At 57.3% G+C, this 26,097-nt stretch carries 22 protein-coding genes; 13 read left to right on the top strand and 9 right to left on the bottom strand.

Going from position 1 to position 26,097, the window contains the following annotated elements; all coding sequences use genetic code 11:
- Positions 1-12 precede the first annotated feature (12 nt).
- Together ccoS and ACF8YQ_RS06955 are read left to right on the top strand one after the other, a co-directional pair.
- Complete coding sequence (gene ccoS, locus ACF8YQ_RS06960; RefSeq protein WP_396622996.1) at positions 13-249, top strand: cbb3-type cytochrome oxidase assembly protein CcoS; 237 nt, start codon at positions 13-15, stop codon at positions 247-249.
- A gap of 11 nt (positions 250-260) precedes the next feature.
- Positions 261-950, top strand: coding sequence for a sulfite exporter TauE/SafE family protein (locus ACF8YQ_RS06955; protein ID WP_396622995.1), 690 nt, complete (start codon positions 261-263; stop codon positions 948-950).
- Between the two features lie 3 nt (positions 951-953).
- Here ACF8YQ_RS06955 and ttcA read toward each other — a convergent pair whose 3' ends face one another.
- On the bottom strand, positions 954-1,862 hold the full coding sequence (gene ttcA, locus ACF8YQ_RS06950) for a tRNA 2-thiocytidine(32) synthetase TtcA (RefSeq protein WP_396622994.1): 909 nt from the start codon (positions 1,860-1,862) through the stop codon (positions 954-956).
- Between the two features lie 73 nt (positions 1,863-1,935).
- Between ttcA and ACF8YQ_RS06945 the strand changes: the two genes are divergently transcribed.
- Genes ACF8YQ_RS06945 through ACF8YQ_RS06935 form a run of 3 tightly spaced genes read left to right on the top strand, consistent with a single transcriptional unit; the run spans position 1,936 to position 4,353 of the window.
- Positions 1,936-2,592 carry a TetR/AcrR family transcriptional regulator gene (locus ACF8YQ_RS06945; protein ID WP_396622993.1) on the top strand — a complete coding sequence of 219 codons (657 nt, stop codon included), beginning with the start codon at positions 1,936-1,938 and terminating at the stop codon, positions 2,590-2,592.
- A gap of 19 nt (positions 2,593-2,611) precedes the next feature.
- Positions 2,612-3,280: a DNA-J related domain-containing protein gene (locus tag ACF8YQ_RS06940; protein WP_227499484.1), complete on the top strand. Its 669-nt coding sequence runs from the start codon at positions 2,612-2,614 to the stop codon at positions 3,278-3,280.
- A 38-nt stretch (positions 3,281-3,318) separates the two neighbouring features.
- Positions 3,319-4,353, top strand: coding sequence for a polysaccharide deacetylase family protein (locus ACF8YQ_RS06935; protein ID WP_396622992.1), 1,035 nt, complete (start codon positions 3,319-3,321; stop codon positions 4,351-4,353).
- A gap of 9 nt (positions 4,354-4,362) precedes the next feature.
- On the opposite strand, the gene ACF8YQ_RS06930 is transcribed toward ACF8YQ_RS06935, so the two are convergent.
- From ACF8YQ_RS06930 to ACF8YQ_RS06905, 6 genes are all read right to left on the bottom strand, one after another.
- Positions 4,363-5,436 carry a MalM family protein gene (locus ACF8YQ_RS06930; RefSeq protein WP_224848809.1) on the bottom strand — a complete coding sequence of 358 codons (1,074 nt, stop codon included), beginning with the start codon at positions 5,434-5,436 and terminating at the stop codon, positions 4,363-4,365.
- Between the two features lie 19 nt (positions 5,437-5,455).
- The gene (locus ACF8YQ_RS06925) at positions 5,456-7,081 is read right to left on the bottom strand and encodes an OmpP1/FadL family transporter (protein ID WP_014421190.1); all 1,626 of its coding nucleotides are present in this window, start codon (positions 7,079-7,081) and stop codon (positions 5,456-5,458) included.
- 39 nt (positions 7,082-7,120) lie between these two features.
- Positions 7,121-8,131 carry a hypothetical protein gene (locus ACF8YQ_RS06920; RefSeq protein WP_022991794.1) on the bottom strand — a complete coding sequence of 337 codons (1,011 nt, stop codon included), beginning with the start codon at positions 8,129-8,131 and terminating at the stop codon, positions 7,121-7,123.
- A gap of 55 nt (positions 8,132-8,186) precedes the next feature.
- Positions 8,187-8,987 (bottom strand): C39 family peptidase, encoded by an 801-nt coding sequence (locus ACF8YQ_RS06915; protein ID WP_011785280.1) that lies wholly within the window; start codon positions 8,985-8,987, stop codon positions 8,187-8,189.
- Between the two features lie 188 nt (positions 8,988-9,175).
- Positions 9,176-9,946, bottom strand: a complete 771-nt coding sequence (locus ACF8YQ_RS06910; RefSeq protein WP_396622991.1) for an SLC13 family permease — start codon at positions 9,944-9,946, stop codon at positions 9,176-9,178.
- A gap of 29 nt (positions 9,947-9,975) precedes the next feature.
- Positions 9,976-10,296: a TraR/DksA C4-type zinc finger protein gene (locus tag ACF8YQ_RS06905; RefSeq protein WP_113879042.1), complete on the bottom strand. Its 321-nt coding sequence runs from the start codon at positions 10,294-10,296 to the stop codon at positions 9,976-9,978.
- A gap of 145 nt (positions 10,297-10,441) precedes the next feature.
- Between ACF8YQ_RS06905 and ACF8YQ_RS06900 the strand changes: the two genes are divergently transcribed.
- The 8 genes from ACF8YQ_RS06900 to malK all read left to right on the top strand — a co-directional run bounded on the left by ACF8YQ_RS06900 (position 10,442) and on the right by malK (position 23,229).
- A complete protein-coding gene (locus ACF8YQ_RS06900; protein ID WP_224848819.1) occupies positions 10,442-10,798 on the top strand; it encodes a phasin family protein in 357 nt (118 codons plus the stop codon).
- Between the two features lie 71 nt (positions 10,799-10,869).
- Positions 10,870-12,669, top strand: coding sequence for a PHA/PHB synthase family protein (locus ACF8YQ_RS06895; protein WP_396622990.1), 1,800 nt, complete (start codon positions 10,870-10,872; stop codon positions 12,667-12,669).
- Positions 12,670-12,749: 80 nt separating this feature from the next.
- Positions 12,750-14,474 carry a diguanylate cyclase domain-containing protein gene (locus tag ACF8YQ_RS06890; protein WP_396622989.1) on the top strand — a complete coding sequence of 575 codons (1,725 nt, stop codon included), beginning with the start codon at positions 12,750-12,752 and terminating at the stop codon, positions 14,472-14,474.
- A gap of 201 nt (positions 14,475-14,675) precedes the next feature.
- The gene (locus ACF8YQ_RS06885; RefSeq protein WP_396622988.1) at positions 14,676-15,926 is read left to right on the top strand and encodes an ABC transporter substrate-binding protein; all 1,251 of its coding nucleotides are present in this window, start codon (positions 14,676-14,678) and stop codon (positions 15,924-15,926) included.
- Between the two features lie 84 nt (positions 15,927-16,010).
- Positions 16,011-17,531 (top strand): glycerol-3-phosphate dehydrogenase, encoded by a 1,521-nt coding sequence (glpD, locus tag ACF8YQ_RS06880; protein WP_396622987.1) that lies wholly within the window; start codon positions 16,011-16,013, stop codon positions 17,529-17,531.
- Positions 17,531-20,284 (top strand): HTH-type transcriptional regulator MalT, encoded by a 2,754-nt coding sequence (gene malT, locus ACF8YQ_RS06875; RefSeq protein WP_396622986.1) that lies wholly within the window; start codon positions 17,531-17,533, stop codon positions 20,282-20,284. Before glpD ends, malT begins: the two co-directional genes overlap by 1 nt.
- 183 nt (positions 20,285-20,467) lie before the next feature.
- Complete coding sequence (locus ACF8YQ_RS06870) at positions 20,468-22,081, top strand: alpha-glucosidase family protein (RefSeq protein WP_396622985.1); 1,614 nt, start codon at positions 20,468-20,470, stop codon at positions 22,079-22,081.
- A gap of 32 nt (positions 22,082-22,113) precedes the next feature.
- Positions 22,114-23,229 (top strand): maltose/maltodextrin ABC transporter ATP-binding protein MalK, encoded by a 1,116-nt coding sequence (malK, locus tag ACF8YQ_RS06865; RefSeq protein WP_224848841.1) that lies wholly within the window; start codon positions 22,114-22,116, stop codon positions 23,227-23,229.
- 440 nt (positions 23,230-23,669) lie between these two features.
- Here malK and malG read toward each other — a convergent pair whose 3' ends face one another.
- Both malG and malF read right to left on the bottom strand, forming a co-directional pair.
- A complete protein-coding gene (gene malG / locus ACF8YQ_RS06860; protein WP_288373606.1) occupies positions 23,670-24,560 on the bottom strand; it encodes a maltose ABC transporter permease MalG in 891 nt (296 codons plus the stop codon).
- Positions 24,561-24,570: 10 nt separating this feature from the next.
- Positions 24,571-26,064 carry a maltose ABC transporter permease MalF gene (malF, locus tag ACF8YQ_RS06855; protein ID WP_396622984.1) on the bottom strand — a complete coding sequence of 498 codons (1,494 nt, stop codon included), beginning with the start codon at positions 26,062-26,064 and terminating at the stop codon, positions 24,571-24,573.
- Between the last annotated feature and the right edge of the window lie 33 nt (positions 26,065-26,097).

Here is a 26,097-nt window from a genome sequence, read left to right as displayed (position 1 = left end):
CAGGAGGTTATCGTGCAGATTGTCATGATACTGGTTCCGCTTATGCTCATCCTGGTGGCGCTGGGCGTCCTTCTGTTTTCCTGGGCCGTGAAGAATGGTCAGTACGACGACATGGACGGTCCCGCTCATCGCATTCTATACGACGATGACAAGGATATGATTCCCAAGGAAGCCCGCCGTACCGAACCGAAACCCGACGGCGAGAAAGACGAAGCGGACCAAACCGACACTGATACAGATAAGGGCTGACAGGATAGCGGATGCAGCCTGAACTCTACCTGAGCTACCCCAGTGCCTTCCTGATAGGGCTGCTCGGCAGCACCCATTGTCTGGGCATGTGCGGTGGCATCAGTGCATCACTGTCCATGGCCTTGCCCGTCGGCCAGGGCTTCCGCTTTCGGCAGACCCTGCTATTGCTGGCATTCAACTTTGGCAGGATTGCCAGCTACGCCCTGATCGCAACCCTGATTGCCCTGCTCAGCACCAGCGCCGCCAACCAATGGCGAGGTGCCGGATTGGCCCTGATGACCCTGGCCGGATTGCTGCTGATCATGATGGGGTTATCCATGGGGCAATGGTGGCAGGGTATTCGCTACGTTGAACGGGTCGGGGCGCCGGCATGGCGCTTCCTGTCGCCGCTTACCCGCAAATTCCTGCCGGTGCACAATGGCCGCCAGGCCCTCGCCCTTGGCGCCTTGTGGGGATGGCTGCCCTGCGGCCTTGTATACAGCACACTGGGATGGGCAGCACTTCAACCGACCGTCAGCAGCGCCGCGCTCACGATGATGTTCTTCGGCCTGGGCACCCTGCCGTCGATGTTGGCGACGGGCTTCGCCGCCAACTGGATAAGAGGTCTGAAAAGCAACCAGAGCTTCCGCAAGCTCAGCGGCCTGCTGTTAATCCTGTTCGGCCTCTGGACGCTGCCTTTCCAGGCCCTGCTGAATCACTGACGATCAGAGATTCAGCACGTCCAGCCTGCCAAAATCCTGCTGGGGTTCGGCCGTTTGAACGGCCTGACGTTTACCGCCAAGACGCCGACCTTCCTTGAAATCATACAGTTCCGGATCGGCCAGGTGCGACGGCTCGACATTGCAAAGGGCCCGGAACATGGTTTCCAGACGGCCAGGATGCTGTTTGTCCCAGGTCTGGAACATTTCCTTGATGACCTGTCGCTGAAGGTTTTCCTGGGAGCCACAGAGATTGCAGGGAATGATCGGAAAGTCCCGAAGTGACGCGTAGCGGGCAATATCCTTCTCCCGGGCATAGGCCAGAGGACGAATAACCGTGTTGCGGCCATCGTCGCTGTGGAGCACCGGTGGCATGGATTTGAGTTTGCCGCCGTAGAACATGTTCAGGAACAGGGTTTCCAGCAGATCATCCCGGTGATGGCCCAGGGCAATCTTGGTCACACCATGTTCCTCTGCGAAATTGTAGAGGATGCCCCGCCTCAGGCGTGAACACAGCCCGCAAGTGGTCTTCCCTTCAGGCACTTTTTCCTTAACAATACTGTAGGTGTCTTTCTCGATGATGTGATACTCGATATCCATCGATTCAAGATAGTCTGGCAGGACATGCTCGGGGAAACCCGGTTGTTTCTGGTCCAGGTTCACGGCAATCAGCTCAAAACGCACCGGCGCGCTCTTCTGCAGATTGAGCAGAATATCCAGCATGGCGTAGGAGTCTTTGCCACCGGACAGACAGCACATCACCTTGTCGCCGGCTTCAATCATCGAGAAATCAGCAATCGCCTGCCCAACTTCACGGCGCAGACGTTTCTGCAATTTGTTAAGCTCCAGTTTCTGGCGACGTTCGTAATCAGAAACAGGTGTCTTTTCAGGGCTGACAGTCATTGCTTCGGGCATTCGTTTTCACGCTCACAAGGTAAGTGAGCGGGCAATTATACGCGCCACAAACCATCAGGGACAGGATAGCAACATGGATATGTTGAAATTGACTTCACCACAAGCCACGGGCAAGCGCGCGCTCAACCGTATCCGGAATCGCCACGCCATTCTCAGGGCGGCCAGAGACTGTTTCCAGGAACACGGTTACGACAACACCACCATTCGGGACATCGTCCGCAGAACCGGTCTCGCCGCCGGCACCTTCTACAACTACTTTTCCAGCAAACAGGATATCTTCGCGGCCCTGCTCAGCGATTTCCTGACCTCGCTCAACAACGACATGAGCCAGCAGCGACAATCTGCATCCTCAACCCAGGAATTTGTCTACCGGGCCTATCTGGCGCTTTACAGCGCCACCGCGAAAAATCCGGTGGTGTATGAGCTCGCCCATCAAAATCAGCGCGCCCTCCGAAACCTGTTCGGCTCAGATATTCTGGGCCTGACCATGCTGTCCCTTGAGGAAGACGTTCGCAACGCCATGACCCGTGGGCTGCTGCCGGCAGTCGATGCGGACTATCTTTGCGCCGCGTTTTTTGGCGTGGCCTACGACACCAGCATGCTGGTGGCCAGGCGGGCACATCAGAAGCCGGAACTCGCCCAGGACGAAGCCAGAACAGCGGCTGAGTTTTCCACCCAGCTGTTTCTGGGCGGCTTCCCGGCCCTGACCAGGCTTTCAAGCGAAGGCTGACTGGCATACCATGATGGCCATGACCATCTCCGCAGATAACCAGATACTCGATGACTCACCCGAAGCCCGTGGTGAAGAGCGCAGCTGGCTACAGCAACAGGTGCAGCACCTGTTGGTTGCCGTGGAGCACGAGCTGCGGGCCGCAGGCCCGGCCGGGCTATCCGAGCTGGAGCTAATTCGGGCCTTGCAGGGCGAGCGCTGGAGCCTGATTGGCACCGTCGACTTTCACGAGCCCGATCGACTGTACCCGGTGCATTTCCTGCTGTTCCACGTACTCTACCGTCTGCGCGATCAGATTGCCCTGGAGGGCGAGAGCCTGAATATCTCTCCGCTTCGGCTCAGTATCGGGCAAATGGTGACGCGCACCGAATCAACGGCACTGCCGGATTCTACCGATGCCCTGCGTGAGTTCTATCTGGATCTGTCACAGTACTTTCTCTCCGAAGCCGCCATTCAGGAAATGATGGACAACTTCTGGGCCGGCAACACCCTGTCCCGGCCCGAGCACTCGGAAGCCGCCGAGGCGGCCAGGACGCTGGGTTTCGATGAATTACCGGGGCAGTTCGCTACCGTCAAGAAGCGCTTCCGAAAACTCGTGATGCGTGCGCACCCGGACCGGGGCGGTGATACCGGAGAAATCCAACAACTGAATCAGGCCTTCTCGGTTCTGAAAGCCCATTACGCCTAAATCATCCTACGAGATCCCGTGTGTCAGGAAACAAGACCATGCTTCGAATAAACAAACTGATTGCGTATCCCCTGATCAGTGCCCTGTTGCTGGCCGGAACACAGACTCAGGCCGACCTGGTGGTTCTGCAGTATCACCACGTGGATGACAGTACACCTCCGGCGACCAGCACGTCCCGATCATTGTTTGAGGCGCAAATGAACATGATCCGGGATCTTGACCTTGACGTGGTGCCGCTGGAAGCCGGCACCAGGGCGGCACTGGCCGGCGAACACCCTGACACCAATGAAGTGGCCATTACTTTCGATGATGCCTATGAATCCGTCCATACCTTTGCTGCGCCGTTACTGGACAGGCTCGGGCTTCCATACACTGTCTTCGTCAATACTGACGCAGTGGGCGCCAAGGGTTACATGACCTGGGAGCAACTCCGCACAATGGCAGACAACGAGCTGGCGACCATCGCCAATCACAGTACGGATCACGCTCACCTGGCACCCAGACGGGGTGAACCCGAAGAGGCATGGGAAAACCGGATTACCAGCAGCCTGGACGAGGCTCAGCAAGAGCTGAAGAACCGTCTTGGCGTGGAGGAACCTCTGTTCGCCTATCCCTACGGCGAATTCGATCAAGCCCTGGAACAGAAGCTCAGCGAGAGAGGCTGGCTTGGATACGGGCAACAATCGGGAGCTATCGGACAATACTCAGGTAAAACCCGTCTGCCCCGTTTCCCCATGGCCAATGCCTACGGCCAATTGGGCAGTCTGAAAGACAAACTGATGAGCAAGGCTTTTCCGGTACCGGCCAAAGACCTGCCCGACGGGGTGTTCGAGCAGAATCCGCCGCGTTTGAGGTTTACGCCCACCGATGCCATCAGCCCCTCCCGGCTTACCTGTTTCGCGTCCGGACTCGGTCGAATCAATTTTGAAGTGGTGGGAGATAGCATAGAGGTCCAAGCACCCAAAGCCATCAATAGCCGTCGGTTCCGATACAACTGTACCCATCCAGCGGGTAACGGCAGCTTCTACTGGCTGTCCCAGCAGTGGTTGAATCTGGACGCACCGGAAGACTGATGGTCGCCATCACTCCTCAAATGTCGTGATGCCGATTTCTCCGGTTTCAACGTGTGGAATCGCTTTGGGCGTGTCGCCCGCTTCCGTCACCGTTTGCCCAGCCAGGTCTTCCGGGCGGGTGAATACCACCAGCCAGCGCTCGCCCTGGCCGGGAAACGCCGGCACCCAGCTTTCCAGATACCCGCGACGACGCCAGTTTTCCGGTTCGTAGTTCATAACCAGATCCGTCACTACCCGCACGGGCTGAAAGTCCTTGTCGAGAAATGCCAGGCTTGGTACCAGCACGCCATTGTGGGCGTAGGAACGCAGCCGCATCACAAACCCGGGGACAAAGGTACTGGATGGCAGGGCAATCAGCCGATAGGGCGAATCACCCGTGCTGAAACGGTGGCGGGGCGTGTCTTCCTCAAAATCAACACCAAACTCACGGCCTTCCTGCCACTGCAGGAAATCCCGGGCAGGCAGGGTCTGGCAACAGCTTTCGGCAAATACCCGGAAAAACGAATCCGTTTCCTCAATCCCCAGTATGGCAAAGGCGTCGGGATCATAGCCCTCAACCGGCGTATGGTCATCTACAGTGACCGGCAGGTATACGCTGGCATCGCTGAGCATGACCGGCGCCTGATCCGCCTGTTTCTGCTCTTCGGTTCGCATATCCGGGGTGTAATAGCTGACACGGACAATGCCGTCGGCATCACGCCATGTGAAATAGGGTTGCCGCTGGCCAGGCCGGATAAACCCTTTTTTCGCCAGCTCCTCACCATCCGGATAATTCTCGGTGGTGTATTCGAGGTTTTCTTCCAGCTTTGCGGCGGCGCCGCGGTCGCTGCCAGAGGCCGGCCGATAAGCCTCAGACCCGGAGGCTTCGCCTGAGATGGCGACCGGCTCGGCATCCGGCTCACTTGGGGTGACGTCTTCGCGCTGGGCGTCGGGAATCCGGGAATAACGCACCCTGCCCTGCTCATCCACCCAGGAAAAGTAGCCTTCCCGCTCGGCAACGCCGCTGCTTCCGGTCTGGCAACCTGCCAGCAACGCGAGCGCAAACACACCGACCGCCAGTCCGCTGTATCGACCAAGTCCCATCACAGCCCCCCTGTCAGGATCAGAATTTGGTTCGGAAGCTCAAGCCTGCCATCACCACCCGCAGGGAAGTCTTGATGGTGAGGTCGGCATAGGGGTTATAGATGATGTTGGTGATGTTGTCGCAGTTCACGTTGCAACTGGTGTCGGCCGGAATGGTCTCAATCGATTGCAGATACGACAGGTTCATATCAATTTCCGTGTCCTTATCCCACTTGTACCCCATGCCAATACTGTACAGGTTCGCGCCCCCGAATGGCGCCATAATCGAGCGCTGGTCGTCCGGAATAACCGAGTCCCGGATTTCCACCCCGGCCCGCAGATCCAGACGAGATGATGCATGGAACTCCACACCAAAAGCCCAGTTCCACTGGCTCTTGAAACCCAACGGCAGGCGCAGGGTATCCGAGGTGGCATTGTCCGGCGACAGAATGCGTGCCGCGTTCAGGAACTCGAGGTTACGATCAAACTGGAAATTGAAGGCATCCCACTGGGCAAAATCCGTCCAGCCCACATCCGCGTTCACGGTCAGCTTGGGATGAACATCCACGCTTATACCGGTCTGAAAATGTTGTGGGTAAACCAGATCCATGCTGACATTGCCCGCCTCCCGCGGTGCACCTGAGGGCAGGCTCAGAATGGCCGATGATATGGCGCCCAGAATAGAGCCATTCACACTCTGCCAGAATCCGGACCAGTCATCGGTGTACTGTATCTCGAACTGCCCCTTGAGGTTCATGTCGGCTTCTGAGGTATAACTGGCCCCCCAGCGGAACCAGTCCGTCGGCTCCCACATAACGCCCAGGGCGTAGGTGGGCGAGATGGTTTCCTGCAGATTCAGGCTCATGGCCCCGATATCGTCCCAGGGGCCGACATTACCGCCGCACAACGCAAGCCAGGGCTGCAGGGGCTCGTCACCGCTTTCACAGTTAAAGGCATCCTGCAGAACCTCTGCCACCCCCATCAGCAGGTTTGGCGCCCGCATGTACTGGTCCGCTGCGAAGCCGAAATGCGAGAGATGAATGCCCGCGCCGACAGACCATTCATCATTGATCTCATACCCGACGGTGGGAGACAGGTAGGTGGTCCGCTGGAGGGTGGCCGCCTGGGGCTGGTAGCGACCGGGGTCGTTTTTATCCCGGTAGAAGCCTGCGGCCATCGGCAGATAAAATGCGTTGGCGAACGTCAGCTTCGAACCCGGCGGCTTTATACTGATACCCGCTGATGGTGCAACGGCAGGGCCAGGGGGCATACGAAGAATGCCGTAACCCGGCACATAAAGCGCCACGTTGTTGGTATGACTACTGCTGTTCGCAATCGGGTCGCGCTGCTTTCCGGTTAAAGGGTCTGTTTCGAGCCCGCTGATTCCGAATATCTCGTAATCTTCGTCTGCATAGAAGTCGGCATCAATATCCAGATAGATACTAAGCAGGTTCACCTCAAGCTGGCGCCCGTCGAGCTTGGTCAGGCCCGCAGGATTATAGTGAATGGCCATCAGCCCCGGGGGATCTGCTGTAACGGCGTTACCCAGTGCCAGCGCCTTCGGATGTATCGTCAGGTTCTGCGTCATCTGTGCCTGGGCCCCGCAGGAAACGCCTGCGACCATGGCGGCGGCCAGAAGATGTCGCTTGTGACTAGCTTGTCCCATGAAATCCTTCCCCTTCCCTTGAAACGTCCTCGACTTCAATCACTCTTTGAGGCCAGAGAAATTGATGGGCAGGGATACACCCAGGGAGAAGTCCGGCGCGTCCTCCGTCAAACCGATCCCGAGGCTGGTATTTACAATGGTCATGTCACTGAGACGGGTGCCCAGGGACATACTGAGGAAGCCAGTCATCTGGTCCTGGGCCACGGCCTGGTCACCGTTGGAGAAGGTCAGCACCGTCTCGTCGCTGTAGCTGAGCTGGCCAGACACGCTGAGAGAGATGTCATAGGAAAGCGAATAAGCAAAACCCAGGGACCCGGACAGGCCAAACCCCGGCTCGACTTCTTCCAGCAACCGGGCGCCCCGAACCTGCTCCAGGCCGTCGACGGTCAGATTGTAGGTCGCACTGACAGAACCGAAGACCACGACAGGGTCCAGTACCTTCGACATACTCAGGCCACCGCCCACGGAGTAATAGCCACTGCCGGTGGACAACTGCTCGTTGATGTCAATTTCGTAGGGACTGACGCCGGTTTTACTGTTCAGGGTGCCAAAGAAGGTGGTCGACATCTTGCCAGGCACATAGGCAAACGGCTGCCAACGTCCGGTGAAGGAGATGTCGCCGAAGTCGTAAACGTTCAGCTCGTCCTGGGTGTCGTACTTCACCACCAGTGGAACACGGGTGCCGATCGTCAGGTTATCCAGTAACCCGTAATCGTAGGAAAAGGCATTTGTGAAGTTATGGGTGGCCGATGGAACAACGTCCAGATTACGCACCGAGCCGTTCGATATTGCCAGATCCAGCCGTTGGTCGCCGGTATAGGAATAATCGAACGAATAGTTCAGGGAGTGGGTGCCCTTCTTCTGAAGTGAGTAGTTCTTTTCGGCAGCCTGGAACACTTCCTCCAGCTGTTTGGTAGAATCCTCATCCCCTTCCTGACGCGCCAGTGCCTCCCGCGCCTGATCCACATTCCCTTCCTGAGCCATGGCCATGCCCGGAAGCAGCCCAGCCGCGGAAACAAGGATAAAACCTCGCACAAACCAACGATTCATCCTGACTCCCTACTTTTATTTGTTTTATTCCTGCCCGATCAAACAACCGGGAAAATTAATGACGACGGTAATGGAGCTGTTTGCGGGTATTTTCCACGCTACCGTCCGGATTATTCTTCTGGCGTTCCAGCAAGTTCTGAATGCGTCTCTCCGTTGACTCGTGGAACGCTGGAATCTGCTGCATGGCCAGCAGAGTCATTGTCTGGTCATCCACAAAGCGCAGGTCTTCCTCTTTCAACTCAAGGTTATCCAGGGGTTTGTCGCTGCCCGGGAAGACAATGAACAGTACGTTGTCGTCCCACTTCTCCTGAAACTGCGCCACGGTGAAGGAAATGTTGCCAACCGCCGGGTCAGCCAGATACACACGGCCGTCCCGGATGGTTCTCAACACCACAAAGTGCTTGAAACCGGCGTGATCAATGGGAACGATCGCCGGATGGTCCAGCTCCATAAGGTCTTCTATTTCCGCTTTGAAACCACCAGAGGGATAGCCCAGCGCTGTGACCAGGCGTTTCATATCGAGCATCGAGAAAGCGCGGCGTTCAACGATTCGCTCGCTCTCGCCGTAGTGCAGCAAGCCTTCCATCACCTGCCGTTCAGTCAGAGACCGTCCAACATAAAAATTGAGCACTGTGGTCAGGGCCGCACTGCCGCAACTGTAGTCGTAAGCCTGCCGAACGATATTGCGGAATTTCTGTTCTACCAGGGGTTCGACCCGGGTATCCCATCGAAGCTCGACAGGGCTGGCATCCACCTTCTGCTCCAGAACAATCGTGCCACGATCGAATGGCTCGACCTCGGTGGCTTCCTGCACCATGGTGAACGTGAGAATGGATCCGGCCAGCACCAGCAGCATTTTGGAAAGTCCCTGTTTTTATTAGACGTGCAACTTATCGGGTTACATGTTGTTACCGTACGATACCGAAATCGTAACGGGCTTAAAGATAACTGTGCCTCAAATCTGTCGCTGCAGAAGGGGCCTCCGGGAACCTGTATGAGAACTGGTTCAAGACCGGAGGCAAAGCCATGAAGTGACGGGAAGTGTCAGAGCGTGAATACCAGCCCCAGCAACCCGTAAGTGATGAGAGTGACGACCACAATGCCCATCAGGTTCAGGGCAAAGCCCGCTTTGATCATGTCTGAAATCTGCATGTGACCGCTGGAGAAAACAATCGCGTTGGGCGGCGTGGCCACCGGCATCATGAAGGCGCAGCTGGCTGCAATGGCGGCGGGAACCGTCAGTAGCAACGGTGACACATCCTGCGCCATGGCCAGTGCTCCCAGCAATGGCAGGAACGCCGCAGCAGTGGCGGTGTTACTGGTCACTTCGGTGAGGAAGATAATCACGGCGGCCACAATTACCATCATGACGATGGTTGGCAATGCGCCAGCCACGCCCAGGCTGCCGGCAATCTGTCGCTTGGGCTGATCGCCCATGGCTTTGAGCGTCAGCAAGGCAATACGCCGATGCAGATTCCATCGCTGCATCGCCAGGCCCAGGGTAAACCCACCAAGAAACAGGAAGATGATCGGATTGGCATAAGGTGCCGTGGCCTGTCCTATGGTGCCGAGACCAAGCGCCGGCACCAGAACAATGGGCAACAGGGCTGTGGCCGGAATCGGTATCGCCTCGGTGGACCACCAGGTCGCCATCAACAGCATCAGCCCCAACGCCGCCCAGGCATCAGCGCTCATGGAGCCCGGTGCAGGCAAGACCAGCGTTGCCACGAGGAACGCCGCCCCCAGAATCAGGCCGATTACCTGACTCTTCGGCAGCCCGGAACGGGATCCGTCGTTGCGTTGCACTTCAGCCATTGTTCATCCTGTAGTTTGTGTGGAGGTTGTCAGTCTGCCGCGCAATCTACACAAACCGTGGTATATGGCAATACCTGAAGCCGCCTGGGGTCAATGTCATTACCGCACTGCTCGCACTCGTCGCCGATTCCCTGATCAATCCGCTCAAGGGCGTGATCAATCTGCTGGAGTTCCGCCCGCGTTTCCGCTTCCAGTGAATCCACTACCTCATCGTTCTGGGTCTGGCTCGCCTGCTCTTCGAAATCCTTTTCCAATGCACCCGCTTCCCGGCGCTGATGCGCCTGGTAGCGGGACAGCCTGGCTTCAAGGTCTGCTTTCAGGGTTTCCAGCTCGGATTTTCGGTTTGCCATCGGATGTCTCCCGGATCTATCTGTTATCAGATTAACTATAGACTAGGAGATAGGGTGAAAGCCGGTTTGACGCCTGTCAAAATCATGTCATCGAAGCTGAGCTAAACTACCTGTTCCGACAATCACTACAAAGGAGTTGTAACGAATGAATCAGGATATGATCAACAAGGCCAACCGCCTCAACGAAACCCTTTTCACCCAGTTCAGCAAGGCCGCCGAGATGCAGATGGATGCGTTTCGTCGTTATGCCGATGTTGCCATGGACCAGGCCAGAAAGGTCTCTGAGGTTCGTGATCTGGATGGGCTGAAGCAACTGACCACCGACCAGGCTGAGACCCTCAAATCCCTGAGTGACCAGTTCACCCAGGACTGGAAAGCCTGGCAGGATTACTTCAGCGAAACCCGTGATCAGGTGCAGAAGGTCTTCGAACAGGAATCGAGCGAACCAGCCAAAGAGAAAGCACCAGCCGCCAAGGCCAGCGGTTCCAAATCGGCAGCCTGACAAGCAACACCAAAACCGGTCGGAATGGCACTCATTCCGGCCGTTTTTTTATTCAGAGGCAGGAGAGCCCCATGTTCGGTCTGGATTTCGTGAGCAAAACCGCCACCCATCTGGTGAAAACCTTTGAGGACAACGTCCGCCAGGGCCAGCAACAGCTGGAAAAGTGGCTCGGTGACACCGGCATGATGGAGGACACCAAACTCTCCACACTGAGCGAAATCTCGGACGCCTACCGGACCATGGCCGAGGATCTGCTGCTACACCCGCTGCGGTTCGCCAGTGCTGAAATTGATCTTGCCCGCAAACACCTGGGGCTGGCTCGCTATACCCTGACCAGAATTACCGGCAAACCGATGGAACCGGTTGCCGAGCCAGATCCAGACGACCGGCGCTTCATGGCGGAGGACTGGCACAAGCATCTGTCCTTCGATGTGCTCCAACAGGCCTATCTGATCAACTCCCGAGCCTTTCTGAACTGGGTTGAAGGCATGGAGGGTCTGCCCGGCCCGGGTCGTGACCAGATGCTGTTCTACGCCCGCCAGCTGACGAGCGCGCTATCGCCATCCAACTACCCGCTGACCAATCCCGAGGTTCTGCGGATAACCTGGGAACGCAAGGGCATGAACCTGGTGGACGGCGCCCGCAACCTGGTAGACGATCTACGGCAGAACCCGAACCTGTTCAACGTCGCCATGACCGACCGTTCAGCCTTTGAGGTGGGCGGCAACCTGGCAACAACACCTGGCAAAGTGGTGTACCAGAATGAACTGATGCAATTGATCCAGTACTCGCCAACAACAGACACCGTGGCCCAGCGCCCGCTTCTGATCGTTCCTCCCTGGATCAACAAGTACTACATTCTCGACCTCACCGAACGCAATTCCTTCATTCGCTGGCTGGTAGACCAGGGCCAGACGGTGTTTGTGATTTCCTGGCGGAATCCCGGGCCAGCCCAGAAAAACAGGGGCTGGGACGACTACATGGAGTTAGGCCCGCTGGCTGCCATTGATGCTGTCACTGAAGCGACCGGCGAGCAACAGATGAATGCCATCGGCTACTGCATTGGCGGCACACTGCTCGGAACCACGATGGCCTGGTTGGCGAAAAAGCAACGTAACCCGATCGTCAGTACCACCTATCTGACCACCCTGCTCGACTTCTCGGACCCCGGCGGCATCGGCGTCTTCATTAACGATCACTCGATCCGCGGCATCGAGCGCACCATGGAACGCAAAGGCTACCTGGATGGCCGGGCCATGGCCTTCACCTTCAATCTGTTGCGGGAAAACGACCTGTTCTGGTCCTACTGGACCAACAACTACCTCAAGGGCCTGAAACCGAAAGCCTTCGACCTGCTCTACTGGAATACCGACGGCACCAATCTACCCGCCAGAATGCACAGCTACTACCTGCGGGAAATGTATCTGCATAACCGGCTGGTGCAGCCGGATGCCCTGACGATTGCAGGCGAAGGCATTGATCTTTCCGCCATCAGCGTGCCCTCCTTCTTCCTGTCCGCCCGGCAGGACCATATCGCTAAATGGAAGACGACTTATCGGGGAGCCAGCGTGTACGGCGGCAATGTGCGATTCGTTCTGTCCGGTTCCGGCCATATTGCCGGGGTCATTAATCCCCCTTACAAGGAAAAATATGGGTACTGGACCAATAACCAATTGCCAGGCTCAGCGGATGACTGGTTTGATAGCGCCGAACATCATCCTGGTTCGTGGTGGCCACACTGGCGTGAGTGGTTGACAGCATTCGAAGGAGAGCAAGTCCAGTCCCGTCAGCCCGGGGAAGGCAAGCTTGAGGCGATTGAGGACGCGCCGGGCAGCTACGTAAAAGTTAAGGCATCGGAAGCCGGGGGTTGATAGACTTCAACATAGATGAGCAAGGGCTCAGTTTTATTGAATCCTGCGCAACAGACAGACCAAGAATAACAGGAGCGCCCATGGGGCAGCCGCTTCCGATTTCACGCATTATGCACACGGGCTTCCTGCTTCAGTGTGAGCCGGACACAACCATCGCCGATGCGGCTGCCCGGATGTCCGAAAACTCGGTCAGTTCCATTTTGATTACCGATGGCGGAACGGTTGTTGGTATCTGGACCGAGCATGACGCCCTGGCGATCGACTTTGCAGATCCTGCGAAATTCCGGCAGCCGGTGAGCACAGTGATGAGCTCACCTGTGCTGTCCTTGCCCGAGACACTGGATGCCGGTGAAGCCGCGGTTCGTTTGCGCGATACCGGAAAACGCCATTTTCTGGTGACCAACGGCAGTGGCGAACCGGTCGGGATCCTGTCCCAGACCGATCTGGCCCTCAACCAGGGCCTGGAACCCTACCTGCGTCTGCGAGAAGTGCGGGCGGCCGTACCGCGCCCGCCACTGGTGGTTCGGGGCGACCAGTCCCTGGCGGAAGTGGCCAGTTACATGCATCGCCATCATGCCGATGCGGTGGTAGTTGATTGCGGAGAAGAAGGTCTGGGGATTCTGACCGAGCGGGATATGGTTCGATTTATTGCCCGCCACACCAGCAACACCCTGGTCAACGAACTGGCAACCCGGCCACTGCTGACTGTCAACGAAGACGACCCGCTGATTCACGCCCGCGATCTGCTGATAGATCATCGTATCCGCCACCTGGCTGTGGTCAATCACCTTGGAGAGGTTACCGGCCTGATCGGTTACCACGACATGCTGGCCGGGGCTGAGCAGATGTATCTCGACGATCTTCGGGAGGCCCTGGAACAAAGGGATCAGGCCCTGGCCAAATCCCGGCGTACACTGCAACTGGCAGAGCGCGTCATCGAATCGTCTTTTGAAGGCATTATGGTGACCGACAAGGATGTCTGCATAGAATTCGTCAACCCGGCGTTCACCCAGTTGACCGGTTACACTTCCGAGGAGGTCATCGGACGCTCACCGGAGCTGCTGTCATCCGGGCGCCATGACAGCGAATTTTACCGGCGCATGTGGAACTCTCTGGACACCCACGGCTACTGGCGGGGAGAAATCTGGAATCGCCGGAAAACCGGAGAGCTTTACCTGGAACTCCTGACCATTACCGCCATCACCGATGATGATGGCAACACCACACATTACGCGGGCCTGTTCACTGATATCACGCAAAATCGCAAGAACGAGGAACAAATCCGCCAGCTCGCTTACTACGATGCCCTCACCGGCGTGCCCAACCGGCGATTGCTGGAAGACCGGCTGGATCACGCCATTCGCCATGCCCACCGCAAGGAGATGCTGCTTGCGGTGATGTTTATGGACCTGGATCGTTTCAAGGAAGTGAATGACACCCTGGGCCATGCTGTCGGAGATGACCTGCTGCTTCAGTTCACCGCAAGGGTAAAAGACTGTCTGCGGGAAGACGACACCCTCGCTCGGCTTGGAGGCGACGAGTTTATTGTGCTGCTACCGGAGATGGAACAGCTGTCCGATGTGTTTGCCGTGGCCGACAGGCTGATTGAGGTAAACAAGCGGCCTTATCAGATCAACGGCAACCATATAAACGTGGGTTCAAGCATTGGCATCAGTCTGTATCCGGAAGATGGCACGACCGTACAGGAACTGATCAACGGCGCTGACATTGCCATGTATCGCGCCAAGCGGGATGGCCGGAACCGTTACAAGCTGTTCAACCCTGAAGTCTGCCAGAGCGCCTGAGCTCTGGCGGCGCCGGCCCGCCCAATTCCTACCTTTACTGCTTCATATCAAGCCCCTACAAATTGTTACCCGAACTTCAACTTTAGTCCCATTGTTGCCCGGGCAGTATCCGCTGACACTTGAGTTGCCCAATAAACAATCAAAATAACTGTTTGCAACGCAGCCATACCAGCTGTGCTGCCGTTACGGAGGCCAACGTAAATGAGACCAAGGAACGCGCTGATCTTTGCGACTGTCCTGCTATTATCCAGCACGACCGTCCTCGCCGATACCCTCAAGATAGGTTTGAATTACCCGCAGACTGGAAGATACAAGGACCAGGGCCTTCAACAACGGCTTGGCGCCTATCTGGCGGTGGATGAAATCAACCAGGCCGGCGGCGTTATGGGCCAGCCCCTCGAACTGGTGATTCGCAATACCCGGGGTGAACCAGACCAGGGCGCGAAAAATACCGCCGAGCTGATTGACCGGGAAGGCGCGCAGATGGTTTTCGGTGGTGTCTCCAGTGCCGTTGCTATTGCCTCAGGGAAGGCTGCCAGGGATCGTAACCGCATCTACTTCGGCACCCTGACCTATTCCAATGCCACCACCGGCGCCGAGGGACATCGTTATATGTTCCGGGAGCCCTACAACGCCTGGATGACGGCCAAGGCACTGAGCCAGTACCTCAATCGCAACCACGCCGACCAGAAGTTCTTCTACATTACTTCGGACTACACTTGGGGTTGGTCGGTGGAAGAATCGGTACGCAAGTTTTCCAATACCGAAAACACCGACGTTCACCAGGGCGTAAAAACCCCCTTCCCCCGGGCGTTGATCAACGACTTCCGCGCAGCGCTGGAACAGGCGCAGGAGAGCGACGCCAAAGTACTCATGATGGTGTTGTTCGGCGATGATATGGTCCGGGCTCTGAACCTGGCCTATGAAATGGGTCTGACCGAAAAAATGCAGATCGTCGTACCCAACCTGACACTGGGGATGGTCAGACAGGTTGGCCCGACCATTATGGAAGGCGTTGTTGGTGGTGCTCCCTGGGTCTGGAATCTGCCCTATGAGAACAACTACCAGCGCGGTAAAGACTTTGTTGAGGCCTTCTCAGACCGCTATGAAATGCGCCCCTCCTCCTCCGCGGCCTCAGCCTACAGTATCGTTTACCAGTACAAGGAGGCTGTTGAACGGGCCGGCAGCACCAACACAGACGCCGTTATCCGGGCCCTTGAGGGGCACCGCTACAGCTTCCTGAAAGACGAACAGTACTGGCGCGAGTTCGACCACCAGAATGTCCAGACCGTCTACGTCGTCCGGATCAAACCCCGTGAAACCGTGGTGGCAGACCAGTTCAGCTCTGATTACTTCGAGATTATCGACTTCCTGCCCGGTGATGAAGCCGCACAAACCCGCGAAGAGTGGGAGCAACGGCGCAAAGAGGCAGGTAAGCCCACCCGCCTGTGACCGGGTCGCTTTACCGGACCGGGCAGTTTCCTGATAATCGTTCCATGGCAGGCGTTATGGGCGATTATCAGGAGCACTCAGGCAGTGGCAAATAACAAAGGACTGGTTTCAGGCAACCCTCACACTCCCCCCACTCAATGCGATGTACTGGTGGTCGGGGGCGGCGTAAACGGCACCGGAATTGCCATGGACGCCGCAGGCCGGGGGCTTCGGGTCGTTCTGTGCGAGATGAACGATCTTGCCTCGGCCACCTCCTCGAGCAGCAGCAAACTCATCCACGGCGGCCTGCGCTACCTGGAGCACTACGAATTCCGGCTGGTCAGGGAAGCACTCGGTGAGCGGGAGGCCCTGCTACGAAACGCACCACACATCATGTGGCCCATGCGTTTTCGCCTGCCCCATCAGCCCCATCTGCGACCGGCGTGGATGATCCGCACCGGCCTCTTCCTCTACGATCACCTGGCCAAGCGCGAACTGCTGCCTGGCTCCCGGTCGATTACGTTCGGCCCGGACTCACCCCTCAAACCCGACATCAGCCGCGGATTCGAGTATTCAGATGGCTGGGTTGATGATGCCAGGCTGGTGGTGCTGTCTGCTCGCAAGGCCGCTGAAAAAGGCGCAACCGTATTGACCCGCACCCGTTGTAGCCGCGCCGAGCGCCGTAACGGGCAATGGCACGCCACCCTGGACGATCACCACCGGGACAAACAGTACAATATCCGCGCCAAGGTGGTCGTTAACGCCACCGGCCCCTGGGTCAGCAGCCTGTTCGGTGAAAGCCTGTCTATGCCAGCGCCCAAACAGATTCGCATGGTCAAGGGCAGCCACATCGTCGTACCCAGGCTCAACCAGGATACCGAAGCCTACATTCTCCAGAATGCTGACGAGCGCATTGTGTTTGTGATCCCCTACGAAGACGAGTTCTCCTTGATCGGCACCACCGATGTCGATTACGTGGGCGATCCGTCGCAGGCACGGATTTCCCCAAAGGAAACCGACTATCTGCTGTCCATCGTCAACCAGTATTTCCGCCGGCAACTGTCCGCCACCGATGTGGTCTGGAGTTACTCCGGTGTTCGGCCGCTGATGGACGACGAGGGCGGCACCGCCCAGTCCGCCTCTCGCGATTACTCATTCGAGGTTGATGATCAGGACGGACAGCCCCCTTTGATCTCGGTATTCGGGGGTAAGATCACCACCTACCGGAAACTGGCCGAAGCCGTCACCGATCAGGTCAGTCACTATTTCCCCGGTGCCGGCCGCTCCTGGACGCGTACGGCCGTTCTGCCCGGCGGCGACTTCGATACCCAGGAAAAACTGGCCACCGAACTCGCGGCCGATTTCCCCTGGCTGGAAGATGCAGTGATCCATCGCTTTGTGCGAAGCTATGGCACCAGCAGCTACCACATTCTGGAAGGTTGCCAGAACAGGGACGACCTCGGCCACTGGTTTACCGACACTCTGTCGCGTCGGGAGGTGGATTATCTGATGACCCACGAGTGGGCGATCACACCGGAGGATCTGCTCTGGCGGCGGACAAAACAGGGCCTGTATATCAACGATGAACAACAGCAGGCCCTCAGCCAATACATGCGGCAAGGTTAATGACAACAACACAACTGAACCCCGAACTGACCTTCGTTGACGCCAAAACCACAGCCCCCATTGCCCCGGTGGGGCTGATGGCCAGAGAAAAGTTCAACGATTTGCTACACATCCCCGAGCCGGTGAGCCTGTTACTGGTTACTGCACCGGCGGGCTACGGCAAAACCACCAGTATTGCCGAACGGCTTGACGCCCTTGAGGCAAGAACGGCCTGGTACCGGCTGGAAGAAAGCGACAACGACCCAGGCCGCTTTGCTGCCTACCTGGCGCGAACGCTGAACCGATCCGTTGCCCCGGAGCTCTCTGTTCCTGGCCGGTTGCGGAATGCCGGCTACGATTCCCTTGAAAGCGTCCTGAGCGACCTGCTGGGCGAGCTGCCTCAGGAAGAGGAGCCACTCTACCTGGTACTGGACGATTACCACCTGATCAGTAACCCGGATATCCATCAGGCCATGCGGTTCCTGCTTCGGCATTTGCCCCCGCATCTGACTCTGGTGATCATTTCCAGGACGCTGCCGCCACTTGGCATCGCACAATTGCGAATGAAGGGCCAGATGACGGAGATCACCAGCAAACACCTGGCTCTGGACGCCGATGAAGCTCAGCGTTATCTGGAACAGCGTTTACCCTTTGAGGTGTCCCGTGAGCACATCGAACGGGCCGTACGACGGGTTGAAGGCTGGATCTCGGCACTGCAACTGCTTTCCGCGTCCTCCCATACCAGTGTTGAGTTCAGCGAGTTCGTTGATCAACTGGAACTGGGAAACCATCACATCTTCGAGTATTTCGATGAACTGGTTGGCCAGAGCCTGACCGAGCAACAGCGACGCTTCCTGCTCAGAACCTGCATTCTCGACCGTTTCAATGCCGCCATGGTCATGCGGGTGATGGACGATAACGATGGCCAGTCCCTGCTCAACAGCCTGCTGGCCATGGGCCTTTTTATCATGCCTGCGGATAACGGCGGGCTGTGGTTCCGCTATCATCAGCTGTTTGCAGTGTATCTGCGCCACCTGCTCTCCTGCACAACCCAGGAGAACCAGCGTTCACTGCACCAACGTGCAACCGATGCCTGGCTTGAGCTGAATCACGCCGAGGAAGCCGCCAGGCACGCCGTAGCGGCCGCCGACCCTGAGCGTATACGGCAAGTGCTGGACGAACATGGCCGAAAGTTCTTTACCGAAGGCCAGTTCAGCCTGCTACAGAAGTGCCTGGATGCCCTGCCCCAGTCGTTTATCTCTGAAAACCCGACCTTCACCCTGCTCCGCGCCTGGGTGGCCCAGAGTCAGTACAAATTTGATGAGGTAGAGGATTGGCTGTCCGCCGCTGAAAACCATCTGAAAGCCACCATGAGTGAAGAACAGCAGAAGGCCATCCATGGCGAATTCAGTGCCATCCGGGCCCAGGTTGCCATGAATTACGGCAATGGCAACCGGGCCCTGGCACTGGCATCGGAGGCAGTGGAACAGGATGCACGCTATCTGCCCACCTCCCGGGTGGCCGCAGCCTCGGTGATGGGCGAAGCCCTGTTCGTTCAGGGCGAATTACAGGACGCCCTGGTCCGCATGGAAGACACCGAACACATGGCCCGCAGCCAGTACGCCCACCAGAACGTGATCTGGGCGTTGTGCCAGCAAAGTGAGATCAGTGTTGCCATGGGCCTGCTGCAGAAGGCCTACAACATTCAGGAAAAGGCATTCCGGTATGCGGAAGAGAACCGGCTGAACCACCTGCCCATCCTGGAATTCCTGTTCCGCATTCGCAGTCAGATCATGTGGGAATGGCACCACCTGGAAAGCGCCGAACGCTGCGCCCTGCAGGGTATCGAGATTCTGGAAGCCCAGGGCGAGCGTTGGTTTGTCCAGAGTTACACCACCCTGGCCAAGATTGCCCAGGCCCGGGGCCGCCAAAGCCTTTGCGCCGACTACATTACCAAGATCCAGAAAATGCTGGCTGCCGGCGATTATCACCTTGACTGGGTCGCCAATGCCCACGCCACCATGCTCAGCTATTGGGACGCCGTGCGTGATCAGGATGCCATCCAGCGCTGGCTGACCATTGCCCCGGCCTTTGAGGCGGCCACGGCCACCAACCATTTCCATCAGTGTAATGGCCGCAATCGCGCCCGGGCGCTGATGAGCCTTGGCCAGCTGGCCCAGGCTGAACCCATCCTTCAGTCCCTGCGGGAAGTCGCCGAACGAACCGGGCTCAAAACCGACCTGAACCGCAACCACATTTCGATGGCGCTGCTGTACTGGCAACTGGAAGACCGTACACAGGCGTTGGAACACATGAAGCTGGCCCTTGAGTTGGCCAGCACCACCGGTGCTGTAGGCAGCTTCCTGCGCCTTGGCAAGGTTCTGATTGTCATGCTCAAGGCGCTGATCAACGATGGTCTGATTGAAGGCATGGAACTGCAGCGGGCCGAAAGGCTGATCCAGCTTACACAACAACAGCGGGATTTCAGCCGGGCGATCCGGATTTCCCTTGATGAGGCCATCATCCAGGACATTATCGACCGGCCGGATGTCCCGGAGCTCATCCGTACCTCACCTTTGACCCGGCGCGAGTGGCAGATTCTCAGCCTGATTCACGCCGGCCTCTCCAACGACCAGATTGCCGAGCACCTGAAAGTGGCCTCCACCACCGTCAAAACCCACATTCGCAGCCTCTATCAGAAGCAGAACATCAGCCACCGTTCAGAAGCCATTGAACTGGCCCGGGATCTGCTGAGCAAAATCCAGGGGGAGTAGCCCGCCACCTCGCTCCCCCTCCCTACGCCCCTCTCCTCCCCCCCACCTACGCCAACAAATATTCAGGCAGGAGGATGAAGGGGCGACGCCTCCGTCGCACCATTGATGGGGTGTTATCTGGTGGGAACTCATATCCACCCCGATAAAAAGAATCCATCACCACCAGGGTGTAAGCGAGGCAAGATGATCAGAAATCCAGACTGGTGGCGTGGCGCCGTAATCTATCAGGTTTACCCACGCAGTTTTTACGACTCCAATGGCGACGGTATTGGCGATCTGCCGGGCGTAACCGCCAAACTCGACTACATCGCCAGCCTGAATGTAGACGCCATCTGGCTGTCTCCGTTCTTTACCTCTCCCATGAAGGATTTTGGCTACGATGTATCCGACTATCGAAATGTCGACCCCATTTTCGGCACCCTGTCCGATCTGGACAAGCTGATTGCGGAGGCCCACAAACGCGGCCTGAAAATCATGATCGACCAGGTCCTCAGCCACTCCTCAGACCAGCACCCCTGGTTTGCGGAAAGCCGTCAGTCCCGCACCAACGCCCGGGCCGACTGGTATGTCTGGGCAGACCCCAAACCTGATGGATCCCCGCCCAACAACTGGCTGTCGGTATTTGGCGGCTCGGCCTGGGCCTGGGACAGCCGTCGCAAGCAGTATTACCTGCACAATTTCCTGACCAGCCAGCCAGACCTGAATTTCCATAACCCGGAAGTCCAGGAACAGGTGCTGTCGGACGTAAAATTCTGGCTTGACCGTGGTGTGGATGGTTTCCGCCTGGATGCCATCAACTTCTGTTTCCATGACCAGCAACTGCGGGACAACCCGCCCAGTATGGCTATCAAGGAAGGCTCCATTGGCGTTCGCAAAGAAAATCCCTACGCCTACCAACACCACAAGTTCGACAAGACCCGACCGGAAAACCTGCAGTTCCTGAAAAAACTTCGGGCGCTGCTGAACCAGTACCCGGAAACCACAACCGTAGGAGAGATCGGCGACGACGATTCCCTGCAGACCATGGCCGACTACACCAGCGGCGGTGACAAACTGCACATGGCCTATTCGTTCGATCTGCTGACTGAACAGCATGGCGCCGACTTCTTCCGCAAAACCGTTGATGGTATCGAAAAGAAACTCACCGACGGCTGGCCCTGCTGGGCAATCGGCAACCATGACGTTGCCCGGGTTGCAACCCGCTGGAAGGCAGAATCCAAGGAGCAGCTGAAAGCCTACATGGTCATGTTGCTGACCCTGCGTGGCAGCGTCTGCATCTATCAGGGCGAAGAACTGGGCCTGACCGAAGCGGAACTGCAATACGAGGATCTGGTCGATCCATACGGCATCACCTTCTGGCCGGAGTTCAAAGGCCGGGACGGATGTCGTACGCCAATGGTTTGGCATCATAAGGAAAGCCATGGTGGTTTTTCTGATGCCCGCCCCTGGCTGCCGGTTTATGATGAACACTACAGTGCTGCCGTTGCGCTGCAGCATGCCGAGGAGAATTCGGTGCTCACAGCCTACCGGGCCTTCCTCGGCTGGCGGCGCACGCAACCGGAGCTTCTGAAAGGTGATATCGAATTTCTCGACAGCCCGAGGGACACTCTGGTGTTCACTCGAAGCCACGGTGAACAGACCCTGCTGGTTGCCCTCAACCTGAGCAACCGGCCGGCCACCATATCCTTGCCGTCCGCGGCCGCACCGGTAGAAAGCACACCGGAGTTCATCGGCGGCCAATGGCAAGGTAACGAACTTAAGCTGGAGCCCTGGGGCAGCGACATTGCCCGGCTCTGACTGGTGACTCTACCAACAAAAAGATTGACGTTATGGCCAGTGTAACTCTGAGAAACATCTGTAAAAGCTACGACGAAACCCAGGTTACCCGCAATGTAAACCTGGATATCCAGGACGGTGAATTTGTGGTTTTCGTCGGCCCCTCCGGCTGCGGCAAATCGACGTTACTACGCATGATTGCGGGCCTGGAAGACATCACCTCGGGTGATATGTATATCGGCAACGATCGGGTCAACGACCTGCCACCCAAAGCCCGCGAAGTGGGCATGGTGTTCCAGTCCTACGCCCTGTACCCGCACATGAACGTGGCGGAGAACATGGCGTTTGGCCTCAAGCTCGCCAAAACCAGCAAGGCCGAGATAGACCGCCGGGTTCAGGATGCCGCCACTCTGCTCCAGCTCGACAAACTACTGGAGCGGAAACCCAAGGATCTGTCTGGCGGACAGCGACAGCGTGTAGCCATTGGCCGCACCATCGTGCGTGAGCCCGCCGTTTTCCTGTTCGACGAACCACTTTCCAACCTGGATGCCTCCCTGCGGGTACAGATGCGCATTGAAATCTCCCGCCTGCACAAACGCCTGGGCGCCACCATGATTTATGTCACCCACGATCAGGTGGAAGCCATGACCATGGCCGACAAAATCGTGGCGCTGGATCACGGCTGCATTGCCCAGGTGGGCAAGCCCATGGAACTCTACCACTATCCGGCCACCCGCTTTGTGGCAGGCTTTATTGGCTCACCAAAGATGAACTTCATCGACTGCCAGGTGGCTTCTGCCAGCAGCCAGTCAGTGACTGTCACCCTGCCCGGTAATCATCAGTTTGAATTGCCTGTGAACGGTCACGGTCTGCTGGAGGGCGAGAACGTGACACTGGGTATTCGCCCCGAGCACCTGACCGAAAACCAGGAGGCCGAGATGCACCTGCAAGGTGAGGTTAACGTTGTAGAGCGTCTGGGTTATCAGACCCTGGTGCACCTGGACGTTAACAACGTGGAGGGCGTGCTGACCATGCGCACCAATGGCGGCAACCCCGTTCAGGAAGGCGCACCCATGACACTGGGGCTGAATGCCAACAAATGCCATCTGTTCCGGGAAGACGGCACCGCCTGCCCCCGCCTCTATAGGGAACCGTGCATCGACTTCTAGGGCCCTGCCCGCTTCTGATTTGATCTGCAGTACACTCTCCTTGGCCGGTATTCGTTACCGGCTTTTTTTTGTGCCCCCTACCTTGACCTCACTGGTGACAGCCGGCCGCACGCCCATGTGGGAGGCCCTTTCCAAAACACGCTGTGAATACATCCCTGTACGCTCGGCTCCGCCATCCCTGGCTCCGCACGGTTTTGGAAAGGGCCTCCCACATGGGCGCGCTACATCAGGCGATAGGAAACCGGAACCAAGGGGCTGTGCACCAATGTGTTCGCCAAGGTAAGACGCTTACAAAAAAGCCCGGTCAGCAGGGGGGATAACTCTGACCGGGTCGCGAAAGATAACGCGGGAAGACGCAGGTCGCGTAAGGAAGCCGTGCGGGATCTTCCGCTACGGCCTGGGAGAGCGGGCCCTCGCGGGCCCTGGGAGCAACAACAGAGCTAGCCTTTGACACCACCGGCGGTCAGCCCGCCGACAATCCACTTCTGGCAGTAAAGGAAAATCATGGTTATGGGCAGGCCGGACAACACTGCCGCAGCCGCAAAATCACCCCACAGGTAGTTCTGCTCATAGAGATACTGCTGAGCCCCCACGGCGAGGGTCAGCTTATCGGTATCCACCAGCAGTACCGAGGCCATCGGGTATTCCATGATGGTCATGATGAACGCCAGGATGAACACCACCACCAGAATCGGCACCGAAAGCGGCAGCAGAATGTATCGGAACGCCTGCCAGGTGGTGGCACCGTCAACAATCGCCGCTTCTTCCAGAGAGCGGTCGATGGAATCGAAATAGCCCTTGATGGTCCAGATATGCAGGGCCATGCCACCCAGTGAGGCCACAATCACGGCCCCGTGGGTATTCAGTCCCAACCAGCTCACATGATTACCGATCTGATCGAACAGTGCGTAAAGCGCCACCAGAGACAGCACCGGCGGAAACATCTGGAAGATCAGCATAGACTTCAGCACAAAACCTTTACCGGCGAAGCGCATCCGGGCAAAAGCGTAGGCACTCGTGGTGGACAGCGCCAGAATGAGCACCGACGAAACCACCGCCACCTTGATGGAATTCCAGAGCCACAGCAGGACCGGGAACGGCGGCTGAGTGGTGACGCCGGCTTCATCGGTATAGGGAATCCCGAGCGCCAGATACCAGTGCTCCAGGGATGGATTCTCCGGCAGTAAGCTGCCGGAGGCAAAATTACCACTACGGAAGGAAATGGAGATCACCATCAGCAGTGGGAACAGGATAATCGCAATGAACGCCAACATTCCCAGATGGGAGGCCAGCACACGATACCTGGTGGAGCGAGGTTGAACCATTGCCATGGAAAGCTCCTTACACCTTGATTTTGGACAGTTTCAGGTTGATCAGAGACAGCGCACCCACCACGATGAAGATCGCCGTGGCAATGGCCGCTGCCAGGCCAAAGTTCTGCCCGGAATCCTGGAATGCGATGCGGTAGGTATAGCTCACCAACAAATCGGTGGTACCTGCCGGTGTGCTGGCCCCAATGATGTCAGGGGCACCGCCGGTGAGCAGCGCAATCAGGACAAAATTGTTGAAGTTGAAGGCAAAGCTGGCAATCAACAGCGGCATCAATGGCTTGATGATAAGCGGCAGCGTGATGTTGAACAGATTGTTGATTGGCCCGGCACCATCCATTGCGGATGCTTCATACAGATCCCTGGGGATTGCCTGCAGCAGGCCCATGCACAACAGCATCATATAAGGGTAACCGAGCCAGGTATTCACAATCAGAATCATCGTTCTGGCCAGAGCCGGATCACTGAACCAGTCCGGGCGGACACCAAAAAGTCCTTCCAGTACCAGATTGATCTCACCGAAGTTCTGGTTGAACAGCCCCTTGAATACCAGGATCGAGATAAACGCCGGCACGGCATAAGGCAAAATCAGCATGGTGCGATAGAACCCTTTACCCCGTATCTGATCCCATTGCAGCAGATTGGCCAATACCAGTCCCAAAGCCAGAGTAAACAGCACCGTGGCCAGGGCAAAAGACAGGGTCCAGACAAAGATCTGCAGGAAGGGGCCACTGATGCTCGGGTCAGTGACCACTTTAACGTAGTTGTCCCAACCGATATTTACGGTCCAGCCCGGCACCAGCTTCTGACCATCCGCATTCACATAGAAACCCGTGTCGTGATTGGGGAAGTAGGTTTCACCGGTCTGGTTGTTGGTAAGCGTGCCATTGTCATGGCGGGTAAACTGGGGGTGAATGGCCGCAAAGGAACGCAGGCTCGCCTGGCTCAGTTCACGGTTATCGTCGGTCACGAGTTTGAGTTCCGAGAGCGACTGCCGCAACTGGATGATGTCGCGGATCGCCAACGGCTCTCCCTCAGGCATAGCGTCTGCGGGAAACACCGGGGCCCGGGTTTCTCCGTCAGCGAGGTCCACCGGCGGTGTCACCAGCGCCTGGTGCTCACCCTCCAGATAAAATACGTAGCCGCCCTCCCTCTCGAAGGCTTTGAAATCGTAACGAACGGCTTCCGACTGGTAGGTTCGGCTCAACAGGTTCTCGTTCACCTGCTCAAAGCTCAACAGGTTACTGGCACTGTAGTTAGTGAATCCGATACCGACGGTGTACATCAGCGGGAAAATCACAAATAACCCCATGCCAGCAATGGCAGGGAAAATGTACCGGTGCGCATACAGCCGTTTGCTGACAAATACAGCCACAGCCGAGGCCGTCAGCACCAGGAACAGCATGGCAAACACGAATTCGCGCTGCACATACAGGGCCAGAATCAGGTAGAGCGCAGCGGCAACCAGAGCGGCCAGGGCGCCCCACTTCAGGAATACTCGAATCATGGAAGATCTGCTTTCGAATGCGGGAGAGGACAG

Source organism: Marinobacter sp. W-8 (assembly GCF_044342215.1).
GTDB classification, from domain to species: Bacteria; Pseudomonadota; Gammaproteobacteria; order Pseudomonadales; family Oleiphilaceae; genus Marinobacter; species Marinobacter nauticus.
This window is presented reverse-complemented; position numbering and strand designations above follow the sequence as displayed.

What these genes read in the sequence shown, in the direction of transcription:
- ACF8YQ_RS06955 (WP_396622995.1), top strand. Translation starts at nt 261, where the DNA reads ATGCAGCCTGAACTCTACCTGAGCTACCCCAGTGCCTTCCTGATAGGG.
- ttcA (WP_396622994.1), bottom strand. Translation starts at nt 1,862, where the DNA reads ATGCCCGAAGCAATGACTGTCAGCCCTGAAAAGACACCTGTTTCTGAT.
- ACF8YQ_RS06945 (WP_396622993.1), top strand. Translation starts at nt 1,936, where the DNA reads ATGGATATGTTGAAATTGACTTCACCACAAGCCACGGGCAAGCGCGCG.
- ACF8YQ_RS06940 (WP_227499484.1), top strand. Translation starts at nt 2,612, where the DNA reads ATGACCATCTCCGCAGATAACCAGATACTCGATGACTCACCCGAAGCC.
- ACF8YQ_RS06935 (WP_396622992.1), top strand. Translation starts at nt 3,319, where the DNA reads ATGCTTCGAATAAACAAACTGATTGCGTATCCCCTGATCAGTGCCCTG.
- ACF8YQ_RS06930 (WP_224848809.1), bottom strand. Translation starts at nt 5,436, where the DNA reads ATGGGACTTGGTCGATACAGCGGACTGGCGGTCGGTGTGTTTGCGCTC.
- ACF8YQ_RS06925 (WP_014421190.1), bottom strand. Translation starts at nt 7,081, where the DNA reads ATGGGACAAGCTAGTCACAAGCGACATCTTCTGGCCGCCGCCATGGTC.
- ACF8YQ_RS06920 (WP_022991794.1), bottom strand. Translation starts at nt 8,131, where the DNA reads ATGAATCGTTGGTTTGTGCGAGGTTTTATCCTTGTTTCCGCGGCTGGG.
- ACF8YQ_RS06915 (WP_011785280.1), bottom strand. Translation starts at nt 8,987, where the DNA reads ATGCTGCTGGTGCTGGCCGGATCCATTCTCACGTTCACCATGGTGCAG.
- ACF8YQ_RS06910 (WP_396622991.1), bottom strand. Translation starts at nt 9,946, where the DNA reads ATGGCTGAAGTGCAACGCAACGACGGATCCCGTTCCGGGCTGCCGAAG.
- ACF8YQ_RS06905 (WP_113879042.1), bottom strand. Translation starts at nt 10,296, where the DNA reads ATGGCAAACCGAAAATCCGAGCTGGAAACCCTGAAAGCAGACCTTGAA.
- ACF8YQ_RS06900 (WP_224848819.1), top strand. Translation starts at nt 10,442, where the DNA reads ATGAATCAGGATATGATCAACAAGGCCAACCGCCTCAACGAAACCCTT.
- ACF8YQ_RS06895 (WP_396622990.1), top strand. Translation starts at nt 10,870, where the DNA reads ATGTTCGGTCTGGATTTCGTGAGCAAAACCGCCACCCATCTGGTGAAA.
- ACF8YQ_RS06890 (WP_396622989.1), top strand. Translation starts at nt 12,750, where the DNA reads ATGGGGCAGCCGCTTCCGATTTCACGCATTATGCACACGGGCTTCCTG.
- ACF8YQ_RS06885 (WP_396622988.1), top strand. Translation starts at nt 14,676, where the DNA reads ATGAGACCAAGGAACGCGCTGATCTTTGCGACTGTCCTGCTATTATCC.
- malT (WP_396622986.1), top strand. Translation starts at nt 17,531, where the DNA reads ATGACAACAACACAACTGAACCCCGAACTGACCTTCGTTGACGCCAAA.
- ACF8YQ_RS06870 (WP_396622985.1), top strand. Translation starts at nt 20,468, where the DNA reads ATGATCAGAAATCCAGACTGGTGGCGTGGCGCCGTAATCTATCAGGTT.
- malK (WP_224848841.1), top strand. Translation starts at nt 22,114, where the DNA reads ATGGCCAGTGTAACTCTGAGAAACATCTGTAAAAGCTACGACGAAACC.
- malG (WP_288373606.1), bottom strand. Translation starts at nt 24,560, where the DNA reads ATGGCAATGGTTCAACCTCGCTCCACCAGGTATCGTGTGCTGGCCTCC.
- malF (WP_396622984.1), bottom strand. Translation starts at nt 26,064, where the DNA reads ATGATTCGAGTATTCCTGAAGTGGGGCGCCCTGGCCGCTCTGGTTGCC.